This is a genomic window from Pseudomonas sp. MWU13-2862 (assembly GCF_023242495.1).
Taxonomy (GTDB): domain Bacteria; phylum Pseudomonadota; class Gammaproteobacteria; order Pseudomonadales; family Pseudomonadaceae; genus Aquipseudomonas; species Aquipseudomonas gingeri_D.
In genome coordinates, this window is sequence record NZ_JALMEZ010000004.1 from 106719 (window position 1) to 131601 (window position 24883).

Sequence of the window (24883 nt, forward strand, 5' to 3'; positions counted from 1 at the left end):
CCCGCTCGAACGCCCCGCGCTTTACGCAATTCCCTTCCGTGTGACCTCCAAGCAACCCGGACCGACCTCGGTCAGCGGTTGAACAACCCAATTTATTGCGTTTCCCGTAACGCCAGGAATGCCTGTCATTTCGTCTCCAACAAAGCCCACGGATTGTGGCCAGGAGAAGGAAGACCCGTGCTCGCCTGTCCGATGGGAATCGAAAGCGGCTGCCAATGCCACGCTTTGGAGGAACTCACCATGTCCAACTTGAATGCCCAATCCGCTGTCCTCGACAGCGCCCATATCGGCGATATCCGCGGAGCCTTCGGCACCATCCGCCATGACGATGTCGCCCCACGCAACGGCTGGATGCATCGCCTCAAAACCCTGATGGCCATCCTCGGCCCAGGCCTGATCGTCATGGTCGGCGACAACGACGCCGGCGCCTTCAGCACCTACGGCCAGGCCGGCCAGAACTACGGCACGCTGTTGCTGTGGACCCTGGCCCTGCTGATCCCGGTGCTCTACGTCAACCAGGAGATGGTCCTGCGCCTCGGTGTGGTGACCGGTGTCGGCCATGCCCGCCTGATCCTCGACCGCTTCGGCAAGTTCTGGGGCGCGTTCAGTGCCATCGACCTGTTTATCCTCAACGCCCTGACCATCGTCACCGAGTTCATCGGCATCAGCCTGGGGATGGATTTCCTCGGGGTGCCCAAGGTGGCCGGCGTGTGCCTGGCAGCGGTGTTCATCATGCTGGCGGCGTGCACGGGCAACTTCCGGCGCTTCGAACGGTTCGCCCTGGTCCTGGTCTTCGGCAGCCTGCTGCTGGTGCCGATCTTCCTGATGATCCACCCGCCCATGACCCAGGTGGCCCATGACTTCTTCACCCCGCAACTGCCGGCTGACGGCAAGCTGTCGGAAGTGTTGCTGCTGATCATCGGGATCGTCGGCACCACCGTGGCGCCCTGGCAGTTGTTCTTCCAGCAAAGCTATGTGATCGACAAGCGCATCACCCCACGCTTCATCAAGTACGAACGCGCCGACCTGTGGCTGGGCATCGCCCTGGTGGTGATCGGCGCGGTGGCGATGATTGCCTTCACCGCGCAGGTCTTCGTCGGTAACCCGGAGTTCGGCAACTTCACCGACGCCGGTGCCATCGCCGCCGGTATCGCCAAGTACCACGGGCGCCTGCCGGGCGTGCTGTTCGCGGTCGCCCTGATCGACGCCAGTATCATCGGGGCCATGGCCGTGTCGCTGTCGACCGCTTACGCCCTGGGTGATGTCCTGAGCCTGAAGCACTCGCTGCACCGCAAACCCGGCGATGCCAAGGGCTTCTACCTGATGTACTGCGGCCTGATCGCCGTCGCCGCCGCCCTGGTGCTGATCCCCGGCGTCCCGCTGGGCCTGCTGACCAACGCGGTACAGACCCTGGCCGGCGTCCTGCTGCCCAGCGCCACGGTGTTCCTGTTGCTGCTGTGTAATGACAAGGAAGTACTCGGCCCCTGGGTAAACAAGCGCTTCACCAATCTGGTGACCGCGGTCATCGTCGCGATACTCGTGCTGTTGTCCGTGGTCCTGACCTCGGCCGTGGCCTTCCCGGACATGTCCGGTGAAACCATCACCGATATCCTGATTGGTGGCGGTGTCGTGGGCCTGGTCATCGCCATCGCTGTCAACGTGCTGCATGCCCGCGAAGCCGTGGACAAGGTGGGCCTGCCCCACAAAACACCCCCCGTCACCCAGGAAATGATGCACTCCTGGCGCATGCCACCCCTGAACAAACTCAAGCCCATGATCCTGTCACAACGCAATCGGATCTGGATGGGCGTACTGCGCGGCTATCTGGTCGTCGCCATGGGCATGGTGATTTTCAAGGTGGTGCAATTGGCGATGGCGTAAAGGCTTTGCGTTGAACGTACCGATGAATCGGACCGAACGGAGCCCTGCCCTGAGCAAGGCTCCGCTCGGTTGATCGATCGGCCTGCGGAGTGATGGAGATCAGCAGAAGGTCCTGGAATAAGACCGATAATGAAAGATTCTTCAGGCCGGGTCGTTCCTGTCGGCTCGATTCCCGAACCGTCATTCAATGATGTCATAATGACGCGCGACCAGTCGGTCACCGGGTAAACGCCAATAAAATTGCCGATGAAGTGCCTATGAACAACGCCAGAACACAATCAGGTTTTACCCTGATCGAAATGATGATCACGGTCGCCATTGTCGCGATCCTCGCCGCCATCGCCCTTCCGGCCTATAACAGCTACATCACCAAGAGCAACCTCAAGTCAGCCGAGGCGGATCTGGTCGCATTGAGCCTCAACCTGGAAAACTATTACCAGAAACAGTTGGTGTACCCGGTCTCGACCGCCAGCGGTGTCACCCAGATCCAATGCGTGCTGCTTGGCAGCCCGTCGCCCTGCACCAGCCCGACGTCAGGCTGGCAACCCAGCCAGTCCAGCAATTTCAGCTATTCCCTCAGTTCCACCGCCACAACCTACACTGTGACCGCCACGGGTACCGGCGCCACTGTCAGTGGCTGCGTCCTGACACTGGACCAGGGTAACAATCGCAACCTCTCCTCCTGCAGTCCGTATAACAGTTGGCTGTAATGCATAGCCGTGGCTTCACTCTGATCGAGTTGATGATCACGATTACCGTGTTCACGCTTTTGCTGGTAGTAGGGGTGCCCTTGACCCAGTCGTGGACCAACAGCGCCTATCAGCGCGATGCCGCCGGTCTCTTGAGACAAGGGATCAGCCGCGCCAAGTCGATCGCCCTGCGCAACCCGGGCAAGGTACAGGACACCGCACCCGCCGCCGTGCTGTGCGTCTCCGGCCAGAGCCTCAAGTTATTGAGCCTCACTCCCGGGCAGACCATCGATTGTACCGTGACCACACAGATCCTCTGGAGTACCCCGCTTCCGACTGCCGCCGTTCTCCAGGTCGCAAACGTCAACCTGGCCTGCGTCGCCTTCAGCAACCGCGGTTTCGCGGTCAGCAGCGGCTCATGCACCACCGGTACCATTCAAGTCACGGCAGGCAGCGAGATTGCAGTCAATGTCCCGCTCATATAGATCGGCTGCGAAGCCACAACGCGGCGATATCCTGATCGAGGCACTGGTCGGCATCCTGCTGATGGCAATCATCGGCCTGGGGATCACCTATATCGCGTCGAGGGCGGCGGTGAGCCAGCGCGACATGAAACTGGAAAATATCGTGGTCAGCCAGATGCGCAGCCTGCTGGAGCAGAATGGCGCGCTGTTGTGCACGACCAACGCCGCCCTGCTCGTCGTGTCCCTCCCCACCCAGACCACGCCCCAGCCGATCGTCGCGACCTGCACCAGCCCCCCTGCCGTCACCGTCGGCACCAGCGTCCTCACCGGCGGCGCACCGCAGAGTTCGGTGGTGCTGACCACCCGCACCCAGGACAGCGGTATTTTTGGCGGCATCATCCGCGTCGGAGACGAGCCATGAGCCGCGCGCAACGTGGCTTCACGATGATCAGCCTGATGGTCGGCACGGTCATTTCCCTGCTCAGTATCCTGGCCATGCTCTCGCTGTATAAAAACCTGGTCTATAGCACGGTGACATCGCTCCAGAGCGCCAGCCAGGATGGCCAGGTCGCCTCGGGACTGCTGACGGCCCAACGTGAACTGATGAATGGCGGGTTCTGGAGTGGCAGCCCCACCGCGCGCGCCACCTCCGATATCGACAACAATTTCGTGCTGCTGTCCGGCGCCACCCTGACCAATGGCACCCTGACCGGCACCGCCACCGCCCAGGCCAACTTCCCGACCCTGACCAGCGCCGCGCCGAACGGCACCACCGGCAACGCGATTGTCTGGTCCTATCAGACCAGCTCAGCGGCCGTAGCCAGTTGTGCCGGGCTGCTGGTCAGCAACGGCGCCCTGATCAGCATCAATAGCGGGGCCACTTGTACCCAGGCCTCGGCGCAATGGGGCAGCGCGACCTGGACCAGCACCACACTGATCGCCGCCGGCCAGGGCACCACGCCGTTCTCGGTCGGCTTCGCCACCTGCTGGCCTTACGGCCGTAACACCGACACCACCAATACCGCCTATCGCCTGCAAATCACCCTGAGCGCCAACAACAGCACACTGGATCCCAATAGCACCAACCCGCAGCCCGCCTACGTCCAAAGCAAGGCGACGGCGTGCCTGATCAATTTCGAAAAACCCTCTTCCTGACCGAGCCCCCGATGCCAGCCCGATCGTTTTCCCAATCGCCGCGCGCCGCTCAACGCGGCATGGCCGCAACGCTGATGATCCTGTTCGTCGGCATGGCCCTGACCGTGACCGCCCTGGGGATGATGTACGGCATACGCGGCGCCCAGCAGCAACAACTGGCGGCACACGCCACTTCGCCGGCGGAATCGCGGGTCTGGAGTGGCGTGGAATGGGTGCGCCTGTACTTGCAGGCGCAATTGCAGCAGGACAGCACCCTGGCCAATGTGACCGTCGGCAACCTGCCGATCAGCGCCAGCGGGCTCAGTGCGCAGATCCTTTCCAAGGTCGCCAGCGGTGGCAGCACGCTGGTCACCGCCACCATCACCGCCACCAACACCCTGGCGACCAACACCGTGCAAGTGGTCTACCTGCTGACGCCGGCCAGTGCCGCGAGCTCGCCTCCCAGCGGTAATCTGCCGCCGGCGTTGCAGTTCAACGGCAACTTCAACTACAGCGGTGGCAGCCTGTCGATCACCAACGGCAGCACCCTGGCGAACATCGCCGTAACCGGTGTGCTGACCATTTCCAACGGCTCGACCGCCTATGTCTCCGGCTGCGCCAAGGGCGGCATCAACCTCAGCGGTGGCGGCATCGCGAACAACGCGACCCTCTATACCGAAGGGACCTTTGCCATGAGTTCCAGCAGCCAGCCGGTCAACCTGACGGTGGGCGCCAAGTCCATTGCGATTTCCCAGTCCGGTGGCAGTTACGTGGCGATCCAGGCAGGAGCGTTCAAGGCCAACGTGGTATCGGGCGGCTCGACGATCGGCACCGCCCTGGTCGGCGGCACGAAAAACACCGACAACTCGATCACCGCGGCCGGCAGCGGCACGGCTCTGATCACCCTCACCGACGGTACCGTCTATACCCTGGACCTGAGCAAGGTCACCCAAGCCAGCGGGGTCATCAGCACCACGGCCGGCGCCGTGCTGATCTCCGGGACCAGCAGCCTGCCCGCGAATATTTCGCTGACCTACAACTCGGTGTACGGCGGCGATATCAACTTCCTCACCGGCACCGTCGGCACCTTCTGGGGCAACACCATGGCGTTGACCGGCTACAGCGCCACCTACACCGCGCTCAAGGCCAACAGTGACGTGTCTATCCTTACCGCGACGGTGGGCCAGTTCCAGGGCGGCGGCAATTTGAGCGTGACGCAATACAACACGCCGTCGTTCACCGCCGCCAGCCAGATCGCCGGCAAGCTGCTCAACCAGAACGGCACGGCCTACACCGGCGCCGCCCTGGCGAACCTGACGCAGAACGTCGCCACCGCCTCACCCGGCCTGCCCGGCGTGCCGTACTGCAACATCACCACCGTCGCGGTGGATGTCACGCCCCTGAAAAGCCAGGCCAACTATGTGTTCGACTTTGTCGGCAACACGCCGATGCTGACCATCCAGAACGTCAAGACCGCCGCCGGTACGGCGGTGCCGGCGGGCCCCTACAACCTGGCGACCACCGATATGCGCACCCTGCTGGGGGCCAACTTCCTGATCTGCAACTATGGCAACACCAGTTGCGGCAGCAGCGCGACGCCCAGCAGCGGATGGACCTTCACCGGTATCAAGGCCATGCCGCCGGGCGTGCTCTGGTTCAATGGCAATATCACCCTCGATGGCGTGCAGAGCCTGACCCGACTCACCAATACCGTGCTCACCAACGCCAGTGTCACCCTGACCAGCAGCGGCATGGTGCCCTTGTACTCGCCGAACTTCTCCGGCTATACGAACCTGTGCGGCGGGTCGTTCTACCCGACCAACCTGTGCAACAAGACAGCGGGGACCCTGGCCACCTGGACCGACGCCTCCAACGTCAGCCACAGCGGCCTGCCCATCGGCAACATTGCCATTGAAGCCAACAGCGGACTGAGCACCAGCGGCTGGACCCTGTACGGCAACGTCATCCTCGGCGGCCTGGTCAGCACCTCGGGCGCCACCACCAATATCAAAGGCGCGCTGTCCACCGGTAACAATGGCACCAGCCCAACCACTATTTCCCAGGGCGGCATCGCCATCGACGTGTCGAGCGTCACCGCCGACCAGACCGTCACCACCCAACCCACCACGGGAAGCGGAGGCGGGGCGGTCCAGGCCTCGACGAAAGTGCGCTGGATCCGGGCGTTTTGAGTACGCCTTTATGACGACGTATTGAGTGCATAGAACTCATGCAGCTTGGCCTGTAGCAACTGTTTGTCCGGCAGGCAATCAAGGCTGGCGACAGGCTGCGGGTATTCGGAGCCGATAAAGCAGAAGTCGCGGCCCAACTCGATGAGGAAATCTTTCAGGCGCGTCAGCAATCCCTGATGCAGATCGACCTCGGCATGGCTGCCGGGGAGGCCGAGAAACTCAACCATATAGGCATCACGAAATACCTCCAGCGCATCGGGGTGAGATTGTCTCAGCACTGCCGAAGCTTTTGCCGGTTGGGTCACGTTACGCTCGAACAACGCCGCCTTGAACTGGCGCTCCAACTCACGTTTCGACCACTTCTCCTGAACCGCCATACGCAGATAAAACTCTCGTTCTTCCGGGTATTTGCTCTGGCTGAAGATGATCAGATTATGTGACCAGGATAATTGTCGCGCCAGCGGCGCGACTTTTTCTTCTACACGATAAATCTCATAGAACTGGCGCATGCGGAACAAATTCGATCGAGTAAATCCGCGTAGCCCAGGTTGCGTCCGAGCCAGATGCTCGGCCAACTGGCTGACCACTGCATCGCCCCACTCGGCCTGTTCCAGCTTATGGCTGATATAAGCACCCACCTGCCAATACAACTCGATCAGCTGGGTATTCACCGCTTGCACGGCTTGCTGCCTGGCCCCGCCAGCTCAACGATTGTTCCCGCCGCCACGCCCGGACTATAGTGCCGAGCAAGTCCAAGGCAGGAGCCTACACAGTGCACTCACGTTTTCCATTACGTCGTTTCTCCCTTTGCGCCCTGACCATCAGCCTCGCGCTCGCCGTCTGCAACGCACCGTTTGCCTCCGCCGACGCCACCCTGCCCGACGCGCCGGAAATCGGCACGGGCTATCGCACCGGCATGCTCACGCAACACGCGACCCGGCACATGGCCGCGGCAGCCAACCCCCTGGCGGCCGAAGCCGGGCGCGAGATCCTGCGCCAGGGCGGCTCCGCCGTGGATGCGGCGATAGCCATGCAAGCCGTACTGACCCTGGTGGAACCGCAAGCCACCGGCATCGGCGGCGGTGCCTTCATCATGGTCTGGGACGGCAAAAAGGTGCATGCCTACGACGGACGTGAAACCGCACCGGCAGGCGCCACCGAGAAACTCTTCCTCAACCCTGACGGCACACCAATGGCCTTCACCCAGGCACAGATCGGCGGACGTTCGGTCGGTACACCCGGGGTGATGCGCGCCCTCGAACTGGCCCATCGCACTCAAGGTCGCCTGCCCTGGGCGAAGCTCTTCGCGCCGGCCATCCGCCTGGCCGAACAGGGCTTCCCGATTTCGCCACGCCTGCACAAGCAGATCGTCGCCAGTCCGTTCCTGCCCCACTCGCCCGCCATGGCCGCCTACTTCCTCAACGCCGACGGCAGCCCGAAAGCCGTCGGCACGACGCTGAAGAATCCGAAGCTGGCCGCCGTGCTCAAACGCATCGCCAACGAAGGCACCGACGCACTCTACAAGGGTGTCATCGCCGAGGAGATCGTCGCGGCGGTCAATGGCAGCACCAACCCCGGAACGCTCTCGCTGGCCGACCTGCAAGGCTATCAAGCCAAGGAGCGCGCACCGGTGTGCTCCGACTACAAACAATGGCAGCTCTGCGGCATGCCGCCACCGTCCTCCGGCGGCATCGCCATCGCGCAGATCTTCGGCACCTTGCAGGCCTTGGAAGCGCAGGACAAACGCCAGGCCCTGGCCGCACTCGGCCCGCTGAAAAGCTCAAGTCCCGCCGGTCTCGAACCGAGCCCGCAGGCCGTGCACCTGATCGCCGAAGCCGATCGCCTGGCTTATGCCGACCGTGGCCTGTATGTCGCCGACAGCGATTTCATCCCGGTCCCGGTCGCCGGCTTGATCGACCCCGGCTACCTCGCCAGCCGCGCGCGCCTGATCGGCGAACGCAGCCTGGGCAAGGCCGAGCCCGGGGTACCGGCCGGTATCCAGGTGGCCCTGGCGCCGGACCGCTCGCCGATGCGCATTTCCACCTCGCAGATCGTCGCCGTGGACGACCAGGGCGGCGCCGTGTCGATGACCACCACGGTGGAAAGCTCGTTCGGCTCGCACCTGATGGTCGAGGGTTTTATCCTCAACAACCAGTTGACCGACTTTTCCTTCGTGCCCAGCGAAGACGGCAAGCCGGTGGCCAACCGTGTCGAAGCGGGCAAGCGTCCACGCTCGTCGATGGCCCCGACCCTGGTGTTCGACCGCAAGAGCGGCGAGTTTCTCGGCACCGTCGGCTCGCCCGGCGGCTCACAGATCATCGAGTACGTTTCCAAGACCCTGGTCGGCCTGCTGGACTGGAAACTCGACCCACAGTCGGCCATCAACCTGCCCAACTTCGGCAGCCGCAACGGCCCCACCGAACTGGAACAGGGCCTGTTCTCGCCGCAATTGGTGAAGGCACTGCAGGACAAGGGCCACGCCGTCAGCGAGATGGACATGACCAGCGGCACCCAGGCGATCATGCGCGTGCGTGATGCCAAGGGTCTGTCGTCATGGGCCGGTGGCGCCGACCCTCGCCGCGAAGGTGAAGCCTTGGGCGACTGAAACATTTAGACATACCCTAAGGCGATAGCTCTTCACAATATGTTGAGAAATCGCCCCGTATACTTTTTCAATCAACAGATTGCCTTGCGGCCCGCTTCCTCTCTATTCGGTATCACTATGCGAATGACACGCCCCTTCCTGATCCTGCTCTTGATGAGCGGCCTACTGTTCTTTTTCGGACTGGGTAACCATGAGCTGCAAGGCTCCACCGAATCCCGGGTAGCCGGGATCGCGATGGAAATGCACCTGACCGGGGATTGGGTCACCCCGCACCTGCTGGGCGAGCCTTTCCTGGAAAAACCACCTTTGAGCCTCTGGCTCGATGCCGGCGCCATCCAGCTGTTTGGCGGCAGCCCCCTGGCCGTGCGCCTGGCCTCGGCCTTCGCCGGCCTGTTCACGGTGCTCGCGCTGTTTGCATTCCTGCGCAAGATCGGGCGTCCGAGCGTGCTGGCCTGGACCGCCGCCGCCATGCTCGCCACCATGGCCAGCTACCTGGGCAACGCACGCCAGGTCGGCGAAGACGCACTGCTCAGCCTAGGGGTGACCCTGGCCCTGCTGGCCTTCTTCCGCGCCACCGAGCAACGCACACAAGGCAAGCCGACCCTGGCGGCGTGGTGTGTCTTCGCCCTGGGCATCGTGATCTCGACCCTGAGCAAGGGCGTACTGGGCCTCGCCCTGCCGGGTATCGTGATTTTCGTCTACCTGGTGAGCCAAAGCCTGATCGACAGACGCTTCAGCTTCGGCGACTGGCTGCGCCCGGCGCTGTTCACCGCGCTAGGGCTGATTCCCCTGCTGATCTGGCTGGTGCTGCTCTACCAGCGCGGCGGTATGCAAGCCGTCGGTGAAGTGCTGTGGGCCAACAGCGTGGGCCGCTTCAGCGGATCCTTCACCGCCGCCGGGCACTACGAGCCGTTCTACTACTACCTGGCCAAGCTGCCGGAAGCCTTCCTGCCCTGGAACCTGCTGGTGTACCTGGGCCTGTGGAACCTGCGCAAGCGCCTGGTAGCCAATCGTCACCTGTTGTTCGCGACTGTCTGGATCCTGGCCCAGTTCACCCTGCTGACCCTGGCTTCCAGCAAGCGCATGGTCTACCTGATGTCCATGGCCCCAGCCGCCGCCATCATCGCCGCCGAATACTCGCTGGTGATTCTCGAATGGCTGCGTCGGCGCTCGGCCACCTCCCCCTTCAGCGCCAAGCTGGTGAAACTTCACCGTCCGCTGGCGATGGGGCTGATGGCACTGGTGGTCGTCGGCTACCTGGTAGTGGCGTCGCTGGAGTCGCGCTCCGACCTCAAGAACTCCTTCAAACCGCTGACCGACCAGGTCATCGAACTGCAGGCTCACGGCAAACAGGTCGCCCTGTTCCAACCGGAGGAGCGACTGGCCTCCACCGTGTTCTATACCCAGCGCCAGCAGCAAGTGCTGATGACCGAAGCCGAGTTGACAGCCTTTCTCACAGCCTCGCCGAACAACGTGGTCATCGTCGACCAGGGGTTGAACGTGCCGACGCCGCCAGCGCCGATCAAGGTCCTGAGCACCATCACCATCGGCGGCAAGCGTCTGTATAATTTCTACGGCCAATAAATTGCCTCGCATGATCGAGCAGTAAAGAACCGGCGCCTTCGGAGCGCCGGTTTTTTTTGCCTGAAATCGACCTCACGAACAGGCAAACGACAAACAAAGCTATCCTCGTCCTCACAACGCAGAAACATGCTGTATGACAAAATATCGTTCAGCTATTTGTGTTACCGCCGATAAAAGCTCTACCAACAAATTCAGCTGGCTCCAAAAACAACACCTTCCAGCCACCCGATAGCATGCAACACAACGTTCCTGGAGGAATTCGATGAATAGCTGGTTTGGCAATATCAGCGTCAACCTGAAACTTGGCCTGGGTTTCGGCTTGGTACTGCTTCTGACCACCATCCTGGCCCTGACCGGCTGGAACAGCCTGGGTGGGCTGATCGACCGCAGCAACTGGATGAGCGACATCACCCAGCTCAACGCCTCGCTGACCAAACTGCGCGTGGCGCGCCTGCAATACATGCTGACCAACGGCGACGAAACCGCCGCCCAGAACGTCCAGGTCAACCTGCAAGCGTTCATCGATCAACAGCAGAAGCTGATCGGCAGTTTCAAGAGCCCGGAAAACCTCAAGCTGCTCAAGGAGCAGGCGGACCTCATCACGCAATACCAGCAATCGCTGAACAAGATGCGCGATGCCTATCGCACCGGTAACGGCGCACGCCAGACCATGGGCGACAACGCCGATACCGTCAGCAAGCTGATCACCGCCATCAACGATCAGGTGCTGCGCATGCAACCTGGCGAGGAAGGCCGCTTCGAACGCTTCCAGGCCATCACCCGGGCCAAGGAACAGTTCCAGCTCACCCGCTATGAAGTGCGCGGTTACGCCGCCAACAGCAACCCGGACACCGAGCAGAAAGCCTTCAATCAGCTGAGCGAAGCGATCGCCGGGCTCAAGGACCTGGAGCAAGCCTTCAGCAGCGCCGAACAAGGCTCCGTGACCCAGCTCGAGACGGCCCTGGGCAACTACCGCACCGCGTTGCAGGCCTACAAGTCCGCCAACGCCGCCGCCGTGCAGGCGCGCAAGGAAATGACCGACCAAGGCACCGACATCGTCACGCGCAGCGAAGCGCTGTATCAGATCCAGCTGGACCGGCGTGACAGCGAAAGCGCCCAGGCCCGTACCTTCCAACTGGGCAGTACGCTGCTGGCGTTGCTGGTGGGGATTCTCGCCGCCGTGGTCATCACCCGACAGATCACCCGCCCGATTCGCGAGACCCTCGGCGTGGTCGAGCGCATTGCCGCCGGCGACCTGACCCACAACCTGGTGGTGACCCGCCGTGACGAGTTGGGCGTGTTGCAACAAGGCATCCAGCGCATGGGCAGCACCCTGCGTGACCTGATCAGCGGTATCCGCGATGGCGTCACCCAGATCGCCAGCGCCGCCGAGGAACTCTCGGCGGTCACCGAACAGACCAGCGCCGGGGTCAACAGCCAGAAGATCGAAACCGACCAGGTCGCCACTGCCATGCACGAAATGACCGCCACCGTTCAGGAGGTCGCGCGCAATGCCGAACAGGCCTCCCAGGCCGCCGCGGCCGCGGATGGTGAAGCCCGTGAAGGGGACAAGGTGGTCGGCGAAGCCATTGCCCAGATCGAACGCCTGGCCACCGAAGTGGTGCGTTCGACCGAAGCCATGAGCGTGCTGCAGAAGGAAAGCGACAAGATCGGTGCCGTCATGGACGTGATCAAGGCCGTGGCCGAACAGACCAACCTGCTGGCACTCAATGCCGCCATCGAGGCAGCACGGGCCGGTGAAGCCGGACGCGGTTTTGCCGTGGTCGCCGACGAGGTACGTGGCCTGGCCCAGCGCACCCAGAAGTCCACCGAGGAGATCGAAGGCCTGGTGGCCGCCTTGCAGAACGGCACCCAGCAAGTGGCCAATGTGATGAACAACAGCCGCACCCTGACCGACAGCAGCGTGGCCCTGACCCGCAAGGCCGGCACCTCACTGGAAAACATCACCCGCACGGTGTCGAACATCCAGTCGATGAACCAGCAGATCGCCGCGGCAGCCGAGCAGCAGAGTGCGGTGGCCGAAGAGATCAGCCGCAGTATCGTCAATGTCCGTGACGTGTCCGAACAGACCGCCGCCGCCAGCGACGAAACCGCGGCGTCCAGCGTCGAACTGGCCCGGTTGGGTAGTCAGTTGCAGGCGATGGTCAGCCACTTCCGAGTCTGATAACCCCAGTCTCGCCAAGCCCACGGAAGGGAATCTGTGGCGCCAATCAGGTCGAAGAAAACAGCACTGCCTTCCACCTCGTGCATTTGCCGGCTTCATGGACCTCTTCGCGGCGGTCCGGCGTCCCGGCCAGCTCCGCTGCCCGGCTGGACGTCGTCAGGCGCAAATCGCGTTGGTAAACACCAGCCGATTGCCGAACGGATCATGGAGCGTCATGTCCAGGCTGCCCCAGGGCATGGCCTGAATCTCTGGCGGAGCATCGCCGCCGACCCGGTCCAGCAACTGCGCCCTGAACGCTTCCAGCTCGTCGGTTTCAATACGCAGCGCCGCCCCGGGCTTGGCGTCGCCCTTGTGCTCGCTCAGGTGCAGCACACAATCGCCCCGGGACACTTGCAGGTACAACGGAGACCCGGGTTCGAAACGGTGCTGCCAATCGACGCAGAACCCGAGGAAGTCGATGTAGAACGCCAACGCCCTGCCCTCGTCATCGATATGCAGGACGGGAGTGGTTTTACCGAAACTCATGACGGGTCTTCCTGGCTACCTGGATCAAAGCGCTTCGGCCTCGAAAGCCGATTCTTTAATAGCTAGGTGCCATCATCGTAAAAAGCGCGAAGTGGCTCGCAAAAACCACGTCTTAAAGCCTCCGGGACGCACAGGCAAGCGAACAGATCAGAGCGCCTGGCCGGGCTGATCGCCCCCCCCAAGTCCGGGAACGATCAACCCGCGGCTGCGTTACACCATTTCGTTGAGAATCCACTCGGTCACCGACGTACGCTTGGGTGCCCAGCCCAGCAGTTCGCGGGCTTTCTTGCCGCGTACCCGGCTGTTGGAACCCAAGCCATAGTTGGCCATTTCATAACCCCACTCGGCCTCGGCGTCAGCCAGCGGCCAGTCCTGCGGCTCGCCCAGGTTCAGGGCCCGAGCCATGGCGGAGGTCATCTCGATAAACGCGGCCTCACCGCTTTCCACAAAGTAGAAGGCGCCCGCAGGGGTCTTGGTCAGTGCCAACAGATACAGCGCCACCACATCATCGATATGCACGTTGGACCAGATGTTCCGGCCCGTGCCGACATGGCGCACCACACCACTCTTGCGCGCCTGCTTGAGCAGCCGTGGCAACTGTACGCTGTCGCGGTTCACGCCCCGGCTGTGGCCGTAGATCAGCGTGTTGCAGAGCACCGCCGAGCGCACGCCGAAGGCGGCCGCGCCCAGGACCAGGTTGTCGATGGCCACGCGCGCGGCCTTGTCGACAGTCGGTTCGGGCAGTTGGTCTTCATAGTAAATGTGGTCGCTGGCCAGGCCGCCGGAGGCATCACCGACAATGCTCGAACCGCTGGTGTGCAGGAACACCTTGTCGGAGCCGCGCAGGGCGCCAAGCAAGGCTTCCACCGCCCCCCGATGGTCGCTGCTGGCGGCGTTGATCACCGCGTCGGCCTGGCGTGCCTGTTCAGCGAGCAATAGGCTGTCATCCAGGGTACCGATGACAGGGGTAATGCCCAGGCGCCGCATTTCTTCAGCCTGCTCGGCGCTGCGCACAAGGCCCGTGACCTGATGACCGGCCTTGACCAGGCCAGTGGCGATGGAGCCGCCAATAAAACCGGCGGCGCCGGTAATGAAAACGTTCATGGAGAAACTCCGTGCGTGGGTAAGTGATGGACCCAGTATCGAAGACTTATCCGTGCCGAATAAGCCTATGCGACCCAATTCACTCTTGCGCAGGCGTCACGAATGATCTGAAAGCATCAGATCCGCCCCCCCATGCCGACACCTACACGGCATACCCCGCCAGCTTGTCCTGGATGAAATCGAGGAAGCACTGAATCCGTAACGCCAGCTGCGAGTTGCGGTAGTACACCGCGTGAATCGGTTGGCGATAGCCGCTGTTGGCCTCGGGCAGAATCACCCGCAGGCGCCCGGCCTGGATGTCCTGATGGGTCATGAAATGCGACAGGCAGACAATGCCCTGCCCTTCCAGGGCCAACTGGCGCAATGTCTCGCCGCTGGACGCGCAGATGCCCGGCTGGATCTGCCAGCGATCACCCTGGGCATGCCGCAAAGGCCAGTGGTTCAGGCTTTCGGTCTGGGTAAACCCGAGCAATGTATGCCCGGACAACTCGCTGACGCTGGCTGGCAGCCCATGCTTTTCCAGATACGCGGGGCTGGCGAGGATATTCAGCGGGCTGCTGCCCAGGGAACGCGCGTGCAGGGTCGAATCCGCCAGGTTGCCGATACGAATGGCGATATCGGTACTTTGCTCCAGCAGGTCGATGATCAGGTCGTTGCTGTTGAGCTCCAACTGGATATCCGGATACAGGCGGCGAAACTCCGCGATATAGGGCACCACCGCATGCAACATGAAGGGCGAAGCGGCATTGATCCGCAGGCGCCCGGCCGGCCTCTGCTGACGTAAGGACAGGCGCTCCTCCAGCTCATCCATCTGCTCCAGGATCTGCTTGGCTCGCTCGAAGAAAAACTTGCCCTCCTCGGTCAGGTCCATGCGCCGCGTGGTGCGGTTGATCAAGGTGGTCTCCAACTTGGCCTCGAGCCGCGACAGGCTCCGGCTGACCGCCGATGGCGTCTGGCCAACCTGTTCGGCTGCGGCGGAAATCGAGCCGCACTCGATGACACACACAAAGATCTGCAATTCATCGGATCTGGCTTTCACCTGTGTTCCTCATGGAAAACTCGCTCGACAATCGCCCTATTCAGCGGCTGCGTTATTTTGTCTGAAATGTATTAATCCAAACACAATTATTACATTGTCAGTGCCGCTCTCCAGATAAACTTCCCTGAACTAACTTCGACACTTAAATGCCTATTGACACCAATATCCCGACACAAACCAGCCTATTCCCCGCCACTCTCTTCTTCAAGAAGGACTGTTTTGCCCCCAGGGATAATTCATTACTTCAGAAACCCCAATCATCAATTATTCTCAGCCACACAAGAATTACACTACAAAAATTGGGATGGCCCCATCAACTCAGAGAAAAGTCCTACTCATTACACCGACAACAGGGCCGGATTGCCGCCCTGCTGGAATTGAGCGCAGCCATCACCTGTCCATCAGTGCCCTGGTATTCGGCGTGCCGGTGTTTTCGACGGAGGATCTGAGCCCCGGCAAGTACACGGCACTGGCCGAGATGGGGGCAGATGCATGCCCTGCCGCCAGCCGAAGAACTGACGGTGCAATGGTTTACTTCACGACTTGGCAAAACCCGGCCATCGGCGTCGTTAAGCGCCGCAAAGGTGGAGCTGGCCGTCTATCGGGACCGGGTCGCGAAGATCATCGCCCAAGGCAAGACCTCGACTCTCAGCGCCCTCAACCGCTTCTGGCAAAACCTGCCTACCTTGCTTGAACATGACGATAACCAGCCCTCGGCACCGACAGAAATTCCAGCACCTACGCTCGACTTTCTGAATATCGAACTCAATGCACGACAGCGACAGATCTTCCTGCTGACCGAACAACTAGCGCTCAGCGAAGCGAAGGTCACGAGACTGCAAGCATCCAACAGCTTCAGAGTCACAGCGCCGCTGCGCTCACTGAGGCGTAGTTTCAGAAAATTGAGAGAGCGATAAATGCAATCCATCCTGAAGCTGTCGGCGCTCAAACACGGCACACTCAAGACCGATCCGTATGCATGGGCCGAGATCAGCAACCTGTATTCGGCACAAGACGCCGCGGCTCTGGCCGCGACCTATCCCCACGATCACTTCAAGCCATCAACCGCCGATCAGCAGATGCCCACCCAGCAGGCCCAGCCCGACAAAAAATACTCGTTTGAACAGCGCGGCGCTGACACGTTGGCGCAACCACTGCCCGAACAGCATGCCGAGGATCGCGGGGAGCAACACCAGCAATGAGGCCCCCAGGGCCCCCTCTCCCAGCGCCCCACGCCAGAACAGACCGAGGGCCAGCGCCAGGGTCGAGACAGTGAACGACAGGCCCAGCGCCTGCACCAGCTCGTCCTTGTTCAAGCCCAGCGCTTGCAGGTAAGGCACGGCGGGAATCACGAACACACCGGTGGCCGAGGTGATGATACCCGTGACCAGCCCACAGGCCGGACCCAACCAGCGTTCCGTCCGCAACCCCACCCGTAGCGTCGGCAGAAACAGGCCGCTCAAGGCATACAACAGCAAGGCGGCGCCCAATGCCCGCACCATCCCATGGCCACCCTCCACCCCACCCAGCCACCACGTGCCGGCGCCGGTGCCGAGGAAGATCGCCAGCAACATCGGCCAGAGCCGTTTGAGCAGGGTCGACAGGTGCCCACCCGCCGCCAGTTGCCAGACATTGGTCAGGGTCGCGGGAATGATCAACAGCGCCGCAGCCTGCGTCGGGGCCATAGCCAGGCCAAGCAGGCCCATGGCAACCGTCGGCAGCCCGAGGCCGATCACCCCCTTGACCATGCCCGCCAGCAGAAAGGTACCCAGCACCAGCAGGGAAAGGGCCAGGCCCAGGCTTTGGTAAAACTCGAGGAATGTATTCATGCCGACAGACTGGACCCGGGCGGCGAGTTTGAAAATCTGTCATGCATTGAGCTAGCCTCTTGCAAAGAGAGAGGCTGAGCATGCACTTCGACCTGATCGACCTTAGGCTGTACCTGAATATCCTCGACGCCGGCAATATCACCGCCGGGGCGGCGCGCAGCCACCTGTCGCTGCCGGCCGCCAGTGCACGGATACGGGCTCTGGAAACCTCCCTTGGTACGCCGTTCTTCCAGCGTGGCCGCCGTGGCGTCACCCCCACACCCGCCGGCAAGGCATTGGCCCAGCATGCCCGGCTGATGCTGCAACAGGCCGAACGCCTGCGCCAGGACCTCGCCGAATACGCCCACGGCGTGAAAGGCCAGGTCCGCCTGCTGGGCAACAGCGCCGCGATCAGCGAATACCTGCCGGAACGGCTCGCGGACTTTCTGCACAACCACCCGCATATCGACCTCGACCTGCAGGAGTTGCCCAGCCTGCGAATTGTCCACGCCATCAGCCAGGGCGCGGCGGAGATCGGCATCGTCTCCGACGCGGTGGATACCCGGGACTTGCAGACCCGACCCTTTTGCGATGATCCGCTGGTGGTGGCGATTCCCCTCGGCCACGCCTTGGCGGAACAATCGCACCTGCGCTTCAGCGATACCTTGCGCCACGAACAGGTCGGTCTGCCCGCCGGCAGCGCCCTCGCCGCCTACCTGGAAGAACAGGCCTTGCACCTGGGAATGCGCCTGCAACTGCGGGTACGGGCCGACGGCTTTGACGGGGTGTTGCGCATGGTCGCGCGCGGTGCGGGTCCCGGCATCGTGCCCCAGGCAACCCTGGATCGTTGGCCGGGTGCGACGGCCTTTGTCAGCCGCCCGTTGCCCGAGCCCTGGGCCCGACGCAAGCTGCTGCTGTGCGCCCGCTCGTTCGAACACCTGCCGGGTTACGCCCGCGCCTTGCTCGATGCGTTATGCGCTCATGGGCAGGTCGATGTCGAACCTGGACAACTGCCCGGTGCCGACGACCGCTAGGGTGCAGGCTTCCTCAAGAACCTGCGCCCGGAGCCCAGCATGTCCAATCCACCGATCACCGTTCTGCGCGACACCCACCCGTTGCCGGTCCTCGATGCCTGCAAATGGGAAAAACTGGCGGGCGACCCGCACACCGTCAACCTCAACGCCTACACCAGCGAAGACGGCAGCAAGATCATGGGCACCTGGATCTGCACCCCGGGCAAATGGCGGGTCGAGTACCTGAAGTGGGAGTACTGCCACTTCCAGGAAGGTTACTGCATCATCACCCCGGACGGCCTGGCGCCGATCCACCTGCGCGCCGGCGATATCTTCGTGATCGAGCCCGGGATGAAAGGCACCTGGGAAGTCGTGGAAACCGTGCGCAAGTATTTCGTCTTCGCCTGATTCCGCCAGCCGGAACAGGCCGCGGGTGAAACGACGGATAACCCTGCCCGTCGTTTCACCCAGCCCCTCTAGACTGTTTCGCCGAGCGCTGAAACAGCCGCCGCCCTACGATTGGCCAGCACATAAACGATCGCCCCGCTGCCGGCACCGATCAGCCATCCCCAGTCACCGACATTGAAAATCAAGCCGAATGCGCCCAGCAGCGCCAGGCCGATCGATAGGCTTCCCGAAACGATCAGCGCGAACAGGGCCTTGCTGTTCCAGCCGCTCTCGAAATACAGCGAACCCTCGGGCGACAGCGTGTACAAATCCTCCAGCTTGATGACCTGGCGCTTCACCCGATAGTAGTCGGCGACCATGATGCCGAACATCGGCCCCAGCACGGCACCGAAGATACTGACGAATATCGTGATCGCCTGGGGACTCGAGACAAACAGCCATGGGCAGACCAGCACCGACAGGATCGAAGTGATCAAGCCGCCCAGCTTGAAGTTGATTTTCTGCGGCGCCAGATTGGCGATGTCATAGGCCGGCGAGACAAAGTTCGCCACGATATTGATGCCCATGGTGGCGACGATAAAGGTGAGCGCGCCGATGATCGACACCAGGGGGTTATTGATTTTCTCGACAATCAGCACCGGGTCCATGATCGCCTCGCCGAAGACCTTCATCGAACCGCCCGTGACAATCACCGTGATGATCGCAAAAACGATGAAGTTCACCGGCAGGCCCCAGAAGTTGCCGTTTTTCATCACCGCTTCGCTCTTGGCGAAACGGGAAAAGTCGCCGAAGTTCAGCAGCAGCGCGGCGAAGTAGGCGACGATCAGCATCGCGGCACTGGCCATCAGGCCGATCGACTCCAGGCCCGTGAAGTGCTTGTCGGAGAACTGCATCGAGAAGCTGTCCAGGCCGGTCTTGGAGATCATCCAGCCGGCCAGCGCGAACATCACCACGTAGACCACCGGGCCGCAGAAATCGATAAATTTGCGGATCGTTTCCATCCCGGCCAGGAAGATCACCAGCTGGAAAAACCACATGAAGGCGAAGCTGATCCAGCCCAGCGTGGACAGCCCCAGCAGGCTGTTATGGGTGAACTCCGCCGCCGAGGGCAGCATCGCGATCACCAGCACCTGCACCGCCTTGGAGGCGAAATAGGTCTGTACCCCATACCAGACGATACCGACGATTCCCCGCACGACCGCGGCGAGATTGGCGCCGCGGACGCCGAAAGACATGCGCGCGACCACCGGAAACGGAATGCCGTACTTTTGCGACGGCCTGCCGATCAGGTTCATCAGGAAGTAGACGATGGTGATCCCGACGATCATCGAGAGCAGCACCTGCCAGCCCGTCAGCCCTAGAAAGAACAGGCTGGCGGCAAAGGTATAACCGCCGACCGAGTGAACGTCGGACATCCACATCGAGAACAGGCTGAACGTCCCCCAGGTTCGCCCCTCCGGCGCCGTGGGCGCCAGGTCCTGGTTGTAGAGCTGGGCGTGCGCGCCGGTGATGACGACCACCGGGACCTGATTTGCATCGATAGACATCGGGGTGACTCCCATGATTTTTCGCATTCTGATTGGCATTATTTTGAATACAGATGCATGCAAGATTGGCCACAACCGCAAGCCTGATAAACACGTATCAGCAAAATACGCGCCAGAAAAATCATGAGCCGTCTGATGAACGCTCGAAGATCTGAACTTGAAGGGGCCTTGCTGCTTGGGGACGTTCCGATTGGTGCGACTGAAGTCTTTAAAATGGATACATCCAATGAATAAAATTGTTCATTGAAGTGTTCGATCAGCGTAGACGCTTATTTTTCGGGCACGGGCTTTCCGATCCCTTTTTGGGTTCGAAATCCTGCTGAAGAGTATTTGGACGATACGGGTGTCGCCGTTTGATAGCGCCCAGGCGCGAGTCCGGTGCAACCGTTGCGCCAATCTGGTGCCTGCTGGAGCCTGCTGGAGCCTGCTGGAGCCTGCTGGAGCCTGCTTCCGGCACCGGGCCACTCCCCCGACCCGAAAGCTATCAGCCTGATTAGTTAATTCAATCATCACGTTCTGTGGGCGGTAACATTACTATGCCAGTATCGCGACATTCGGAAAGAACTCACCCCGCTTCCAGCCCCCTTCCCTCATCGACCCTATCCAGGAGCCGTTCGTCATGCTGTTGAGGAACCTCAAGATCCCTGTGCGCTCCGCCCTGAGCTTCGCTGCCATCACCTTGCTGCTGGTCATCCTCGGCTTGTTCTCCCTGTCGAACATGAAGTCGATCCGTGGTCTGGCCGCGCAACTGGAAGAGCACTCCATGTCGGGCGTTATCGCCGCCGACCGGGTCAATGCCACGGGCCTGAAGCTGCTGCTGGAAAGCCGTCGACTGATCGCCCAGACCAACTCCCCCAACCATGACGCTACCGTGCAGAACATCCGCACCCTGCGCGCCGATCTGCTCACTCAACTGCAGAGTTACAGCGCCTACATCAGCAGCGACCAGGAACGCCAACTGTTCAAGGTGGTCAGCGACGGTATCCAGCGCCTGACGCGCTTGGCCGACAGCTGCATCGACTTCAGCCAGAAAGGCCAGTACGCCGAAGCCGCCGCCCTGCTCGACGAGCAGATCCCCCTGAACAAACAGATGCAGCAAGCGATCGACCAGTTGGTGCAGTTGAATATCGACGGCGCCAGGCAGTCCGGTCGGGACTCCGACCAGACCTACCACAACAGCTTCAACGTCATTGTCGCGCTGATCATCGTCGCCGCCCTCGCCACGCTGGCCCTGGCGTTTTTCTTCACCCGCAGCATCGTCGAGCCACTGAAATACGCGCTGACGATCAACGACACCATTGCCCGTGGCGACCTGCGCAGCGAGATCGTGATCGAGGGCCAGGATGAGTTCTCGACCTTGCTGAAATCGGCCAGGACCATGCAGGACAACCTGCGCGAAACCATCCGCCTGATCGGCGATTCGTCCACGCAACTGGCGTCGGCCGCCGAACAGATGAGCAGCGTCACCGGCGAATCCAGTCGCGGCCTGCAACGCCAGAACCAGGAAATCGAACAGGCCGCCACGGCGGTGAACCAGATGACCGTCGCCGTCGACGCCGTGGCCCGCAATGCCGCTACGGCCTCGGACGCGGCGCGCTCATCCGGCCAGTCGAGCAATGTCGGCTCGGACCGGGTGATGCACACTGTCGCCGCCATCGAAAAACTCAGCGCCACCGTGCAAAGCACCAGCGGTGACGTCCAGCAACTGGCGGCGCAGTCCCAAGACATCAGCCAGGTTCTGGAAGTGATCCGCACCATCGCCGAGCAGACCAACCTGCTGGCCCTCAACGCCGCCATCGAGGCCGCCCGGGCCGGCGAGCAGGGCCGTGGCTTTGCGGTGGTGGCCGACGAGGTGCGCGCGCTGGCCGGGCGCACCCAACAGTCGACCGGGGAAATCTCGCAGATCATCGAGCGCATTCGCCAGGGCACCGAGCAGGTCACCGGCGCCATGCAGGACAGTTGCCAGGAAGCCCAGGACACCCTGCGCATCGCCCACGAAGCGGGCGCCGCGCTGACGGAAATCTCCACGGCGATCAACCAGATCAACGAGATGAACCTGCGCATCGCCGCCGGCTCCGAGGAGCAGGCTGAAGTGGCACGCACCGTGGACCGCAACCTGACGAGCATTCGCGATCTGTCCGTGCACAGCGCCACCGGCGCCCAGCAGACCTCGGTGGCGAGTACCGAACTGTCGCGACTGGCGGCCGATATGCATCGCTTGGTGGCACGCTTCAGTCTCTGAGGTTGACGCTTAGAACAGCCCCAACTGCCCGCCGATCAGGGTGCTGAAATCGTCCTGGACAAAGGGCAGGATCGCATCCGCCACCGGCTGTAGCTGCCGGGTGATGTAGTGGTCGTAGTCGATCGGCGCGCGGCGTATCTCCAGCGGCTCGGGGCCGGCCAAAGTGATTACGTAGCTGATCCAGCCACCGTTCTGGTACTGCCGGGGCCGGCCCTGGGCATCGTTGTACTCATCGGCCAGGCGTGCCGCCCGCACATGGGGCGGCACATTGCGCTGGTAGTCGCCCAACTGGCGGCGCAGGCGCTTGCGATAGACCAGCCGGTCGTCCAGTTCGCCCGCCAGAGTCCGGCGCACATAGTCGCGCACATAATCCTGATACGGCACGCGGTCGAAGATCCGCCGGTACAGCTCCTGCTGGAAGTCCTGGGCCAGCGGCGACCAGTCGCTGCGCACGGTTTCCAGGCCTTTGTAGATCATCTCCTGGGTACCGTCGGCACGGGTTACCAACCCGGCATAACGTTTCTTGCTGCCCTCCTCGGCACCGCGAATGGTCGGCATCAGGAAGCGGCTGAAGTGGGTTTCGAATTGCAGCTCCAGGGCGCTGTCCAGCCCGAGCTCCTGTTGCAGGTGTTCGCGCCACCATTGGTTGACCTGGGCTACCAGGTTGCGGCCGATCCGTGCGGCGTCCTCCTCGCTGTGGGCTCGCTTGAGCCAGACGAAGGTAGAGTCGGTGTCGCCATAGATCACCGCGTAACCCTGAGCTTCGATCAGCTCGCGGGTGCGCCGCATGATCTCGTGACCGCGCAGGGTGATGGACGACGCCAGGCGCGTATCGAAGAAGCGGCAGCCGCTGGAACCGAGCACGCCGTAGAAGGCGTTCATAATGATTTTCAGCGCCTGGGACAGCGGCGCATTGTGTTCGCGCTTGGCCGTCTCCCGGCCCTGCCAGACACTCTCGACAATGGCCGGCAGGCAATGCCGCGTACGGGAGAAACGCGCGCCGCGAAAGCCGGGAACCGAGTCACTGTCGTCGGGATGGCGCAGGCCTTCCACCAGCCCCACCGGGTCGATCAGGAAGGTGCGGATGATCGACGGATAGAGGCTTTTGTAATCGAGCACCAATACTGATTCGTATAAGCCAGGCCGTGAGTCCATGACAAAACCGCCGGGGCTGGCTTCGGGGGTGCGCTCCCCCAGGTTCGGCGCGACAAAGCCCTGGCGATGCATCAACGGCAGGTAGAGGTGGGTGAACGCCGCCACGGAGCCGCCGCTGCGGTCGGTGGGCAAACCGGTGACCGTGGCGCGCTCCAGCAGGAAGGTCAGCAACTGGGTCTTGTCGAAGATCCGCGTCACCAGCTCGCAGTCCTTGAGGTTGTAGCGCGCCAGGGCGGGCTTGTCCTCGGCGAACATGCGGTCGATCTCGTCCATGCGCTGGTACGGGTTGTCGATGGACTTGCCCTCGCCCAGCAAGTGCTGCGCCACATATTCGAGGCTGAAGGAAGGAAAGCTCCAGGTGGCCGAGCGCAGGGCCTCTATGCCGTCGATGATCAAGCGGCCGGCGGCGGCGGCAAAATAATGGGTGTTGCGCGCGCCGTTGTCGCGCCAGCCCATGACGTCGCCGCCACGTCCCAGGCGCAGCGGCACCTTCAGGCGTTCAGCGTGCTCGTGCAGGACGCGCAGGTCGAACTGCACCAGGTTCCAGCCGATGATCGCGTCCGGGTCATGGAGGGCCAGCCAGTCGTTCAGGGCTTCGAGCAAGCCGGCGCGGGTGTCGCGGTAGTCGAACTTGAAATCGACCTGGGTGGCATCGCCGTTGGCCGGTCCCAACATGTACACCTGACGCTCGCCGCAGCCTTCCAGGGCGATGGAATACAGTTCGCCCTGCATGGTGGTTTCAATATCCAGGGATACCAGCTTCAGGCGCGGGCGATAGCCCGGCGCCGGTTTCATCTGGGTATCGAGCAGCGGGCCGTCAACGTTGGCGGTGCCGCCGAACTGGACCGGCGCGGTGATAAAGCGCTCCATCAGGAAGCGCTCGGGCGGACGGATATCGGCTTCATAGACATCGACGCCGCCCTTGCGCAGCAGCTTCTCGATATTCATCAGTTGCCGATGTTGCTGGCAATACAGGCCGAGGATGGGACGATGGTGGAAGTCGAGCAGTTCCAGGGGACGCAACTCGACTCCACGCTCACCACGCAGCAAGGCTTCGGCACGTTGGCGATGGGCGACGGGAATGAAAGCGACGGAGGGTTGCGGCGGTAGCCGGACATGCCGGGGACCGTTGTCGGTGGCCAGCCAGAACTCGACCTGCGTGCCCGTGGGGGTGTCGCGCCAATGCCGGGTCAGGACAAAACCCTGCTGTAGATCCACCACCCGCACCTCGAAAGCATTTTCAGGGAGATGATTCTACGCGTCATGGACGGACAGGTGTGCGGATCCGGCCCTGCCCAAGCCCTCAAGAAC

The 24883-nt window shown here is 62.2% G+C and carries 19 protein-coding genes and 1 pseudogene; 13 read left to right on the top strand and 7 right to left on the bottom strand.

Features of this window, described 5'->3' with window-relative positions:
* Positions 1-240: 240 nt before the first annotated feature.
* The 6 genes from M5C56_RS08780 (at position 241) to M5C56_RS08805 (ending at position 6357) form a co-directional block, all read left to right on the top strand.
* A complete protein-coding gene (locus M5C56_RS08780; RefSeq protein WP_103496170.1) occupies positions 241-1881 on the top strand; it encodes an Nramp family divalent metal transporter in 1641 nt (546 codons plus the stop codon).
* A gap of 257 nt (positions 1882-2138) precedes the next feature.
* Complete coding sequence (locus tag M5C56_RS08785) at positions 2139-2591, top strand: type IV pilin protein (protein WP_103496153.1); 453 nt, start codon at positions 2139-2141, stop codon at positions 2589-2591.
* Positions 2591-3055, top strand: coding sequence for a prepilin-type N-terminal cleavage/methylation domain-containing protein (locus tag M5C56_RS08790; RefSeq protein WP_103496152.1), 465 nt, complete (start codon positions 2591-2593; stop codon positions 3053-3055). Before M5C56_RS08785 ends, M5C56_RS08790 begins: the two co-directional genes overlap by 1 nt.
* The gene (locus M5C56_RS08795) at positions 3039-3455 is read left to right on the top strand and encodes a hypothetical protein (RefSeq protein WP_103496151.1); all 417 of its coding nucleotides are present in this window, start codon (positions 3039-3041) and stop codon (positions 3453-3455) included. Before M5C56_RS08790 ends, M5C56_RS08795 begins: the two co-directional genes overlap by 17 nt.
* Positions 3452-4189, top strand: coding sequence for a hypothetical protein (locus tag M5C56_RS08800; RefSeq protein ID WP_103496150.1), 738 nt, complete (start codon positions 3452-3454; stop codon positions 4187-4189). Before M5C56_RS08795 ends, M5C56_RS08800 begins: the two co-directional genes overlap by 4 nt.
* Before the next feature lie 11 nt (positions 4190-4200).
* Entirely contained in the window at positions 4201-6357 is a 2157-nt protein-coding gene (locus M5C56_RS08805) for a hypothetical protein (RefSeq protein ID WP_103496149.1), read from the top strand.
* Positions 6358-6365: 8 nt separating this feature from the next.
* Here M5C56_RS08805 and M5C56_RS08810 read toward each other — a convergent pair.
* Positions 6366-7055: pseudogene (locus M5C56_RS08810) on the bottom strand (PDDEXK nuclease domain-containing protein); the annotation flags it as partial.
* Positions 7056-7129: 74 nt separating this feature from the next.
* On the opposite strand from M5C56_RS08810, the gene ggt reads away from it, so the two are divergent.
* From ggt to M5C56_RS08825, 3 genes are all read left to right on the top strand, one after another.
* Positions 7130-8962 (top strand): gamma-glutamyltransferase, encoded by a 1833-nt coding sequence (ggt, locus tag M5C56_RS08815; protein WP_103496147.1) that lies wholly within the window; start codon positions 7130-7132, stop codon positions 8960-8962.
* A gap of 117 nt (positions 8963-9079) precedes the next feature.
* Positions 9080-10546 carry a phospholipid carrier-dependent glycosyltransferase gene (locus M5C56_RS08820; protein WP_103496146.1) on the top strand — a complete coding sequence of 489 codons (1467 nt, stop codon included), beginning with the start codon at positions 9080-9082 and terminating at the stop codon, positions 10544-10546.
* Positions 10547-10808: 262 nt separating this feature from the next.
* Entirely contained in the window at positions 10809-12731 is a 1923-nt protein-coding gene (locus M5C56_RS08825) for a methyl-accepting chemotaxis protein (RefSeq protein WP_103496145.1), read from the top strand.
* 156 nt (positions 12732-12887) lie between these two features.
* Here the strand turns inward: M5C56_RS08825 and M5C56_RS08830 are convergent, their stop codons facing one another.
* From M5C56_RS08830 to M5C56_RS08840, 3 genes are all read right to left on the bottom strand, one after another.
* Positions 12888-13256, bottom strand: a complete 369-nt coding sequence (locus M5C56_RS08830; protein ID WP_103496144.1) for a glyoxalase superfamily protein — start codon at positions 13254-13256, stop codon at positions 12888-12890.
* Positions 13257-13466: 210 nt separating this feature from the next.
* Entirely contained in the window at positions 13467-14360 is an 894-nt protein-coding gene (locus M5C56_RS08835; RefSeq protein WP_103496143.1) for an NAD-dependent epimerase/dehydratase family protein, read from the bottom strand.
* A gap of 142 nt (positions 14361-14502) precedes the next feature.
* Positions 14503-15399, bottom strand: a complete 897-nt coding sequence (locus M5C56_RS08840; RefSeq protein WP_103496142.1) for a LysR family transcriptional regulator — start codon at positions 15397-15399, stop codon at positions 14503-14505.
* A gap of 488 nt (positions 15400-15887) precedes the next feature.
* Between M5C56_RS08840 and M5C56_RS08845 the strand changes: the two genes are divergently transcribed.
* Entirely contained in the window at positions 15888-16316 is a 429-nt protein-coding gene (locus M5C56_RS08845; RefSeq protein ID WP_103496141.1) for a hypothetical protein, read from the top strand.
* Between the two features lie 144 nt (positions 16317-16460).
* Here M5C56_RS08845 and M5C56_RS08850 read toward each other — a convergent pair whose 3' ends face one another.
* Positions 16461-17228, bottom strand: a complete 768-nt coding sequence (locus M5C56_RS08850) for a sulfite exporter TauE/SafE family protein (protein WP_103496140.1) — start codon at positions 17226-17228, stop codon at positions 16461-16463.
* Between the two features lie 80 nt (positions 17229-17308).
* Here M5C56_RS08850 and M5C56_RS08855 point away from each other — a divergent pair, with 80 nt between their 5' ends.
* Together M5C56_RS08855 and M5C56_RS08860 are read left to right on the top strand one after the other, a co-directional pair.
* Positions 17309-18241 carry a LysR family transcriptional regulator gene (locus tag M5C56_RS08855; RefSeq protein WP_103496139.1) on the top strand — a complete coding sequence of 311 codons (933 nt, stop codon included), beginning with the start codon at positions 17309-17311 and terminating at the stop codon, positions 18239-18241.
* A 39-nt stretch (positions 18242-18280) separates the two neighbouring features.
* Positions 18281-18628 carry a cupin domain-containing protein gene (locus M5C56_RS08860; RefSeq protein WP_103496138.1) on the top strand — a complete coding sequence of 116 codons (348 nt, stop codon included), beginning with the start codon at positions 18281-18283 and terminating at the stop codon, positions 18626-18628.
* A 68-nt stretch (positions 18629-18696) separates the two neighbouring features.
* Here the strand turns inward: M5C56_RS08860 and M5C56_RS08865 are convergent, their stop codons facing one another.
* Positions 18697-20175, bottom strand: a complete 1479-nt coding sequence (locus tag M5C56_RS08865) for an NCS1 family nucleobase:cation symporter-1 (RefSeq protein WP_103496137.1) — start codon at positions 20173-20175, stop codon at positions 18697-18699.
* Positions 20176-20794: 619 nt separating this feature from the next.
* Between M5C56_RS08865 and M5C56_RS08870 the strand changes: the two genes are divergently transcribed.
* Positions 20795-22417: a methyl-accepting chemotaxis protein gene (locus M5C56_RS08870; protein ID WP_247263102.1), complete on the top strand. Its 1623-nt coding sequence runs from the start codon at positions 20795-20797 to the stop codon at positions 22415-22417.
* Between the two features lie 9 nt (positions 22418-22426).
* Here the strand turns inward: M5C56_RS08870 and M5C56_RS08875 are convergent, their stop codons facing one another.
* Complete coding sequence (locus M5C56_RS08875; protein WP_103496168.1) at positions 22427-24790, bottom strand: DNA polymerase II; 2364 nt, start codon at positions 24788-24790, stop codon at positions 22427-22429.
* Positions 24791-24883: the final 93 nt, after the last annotated feature.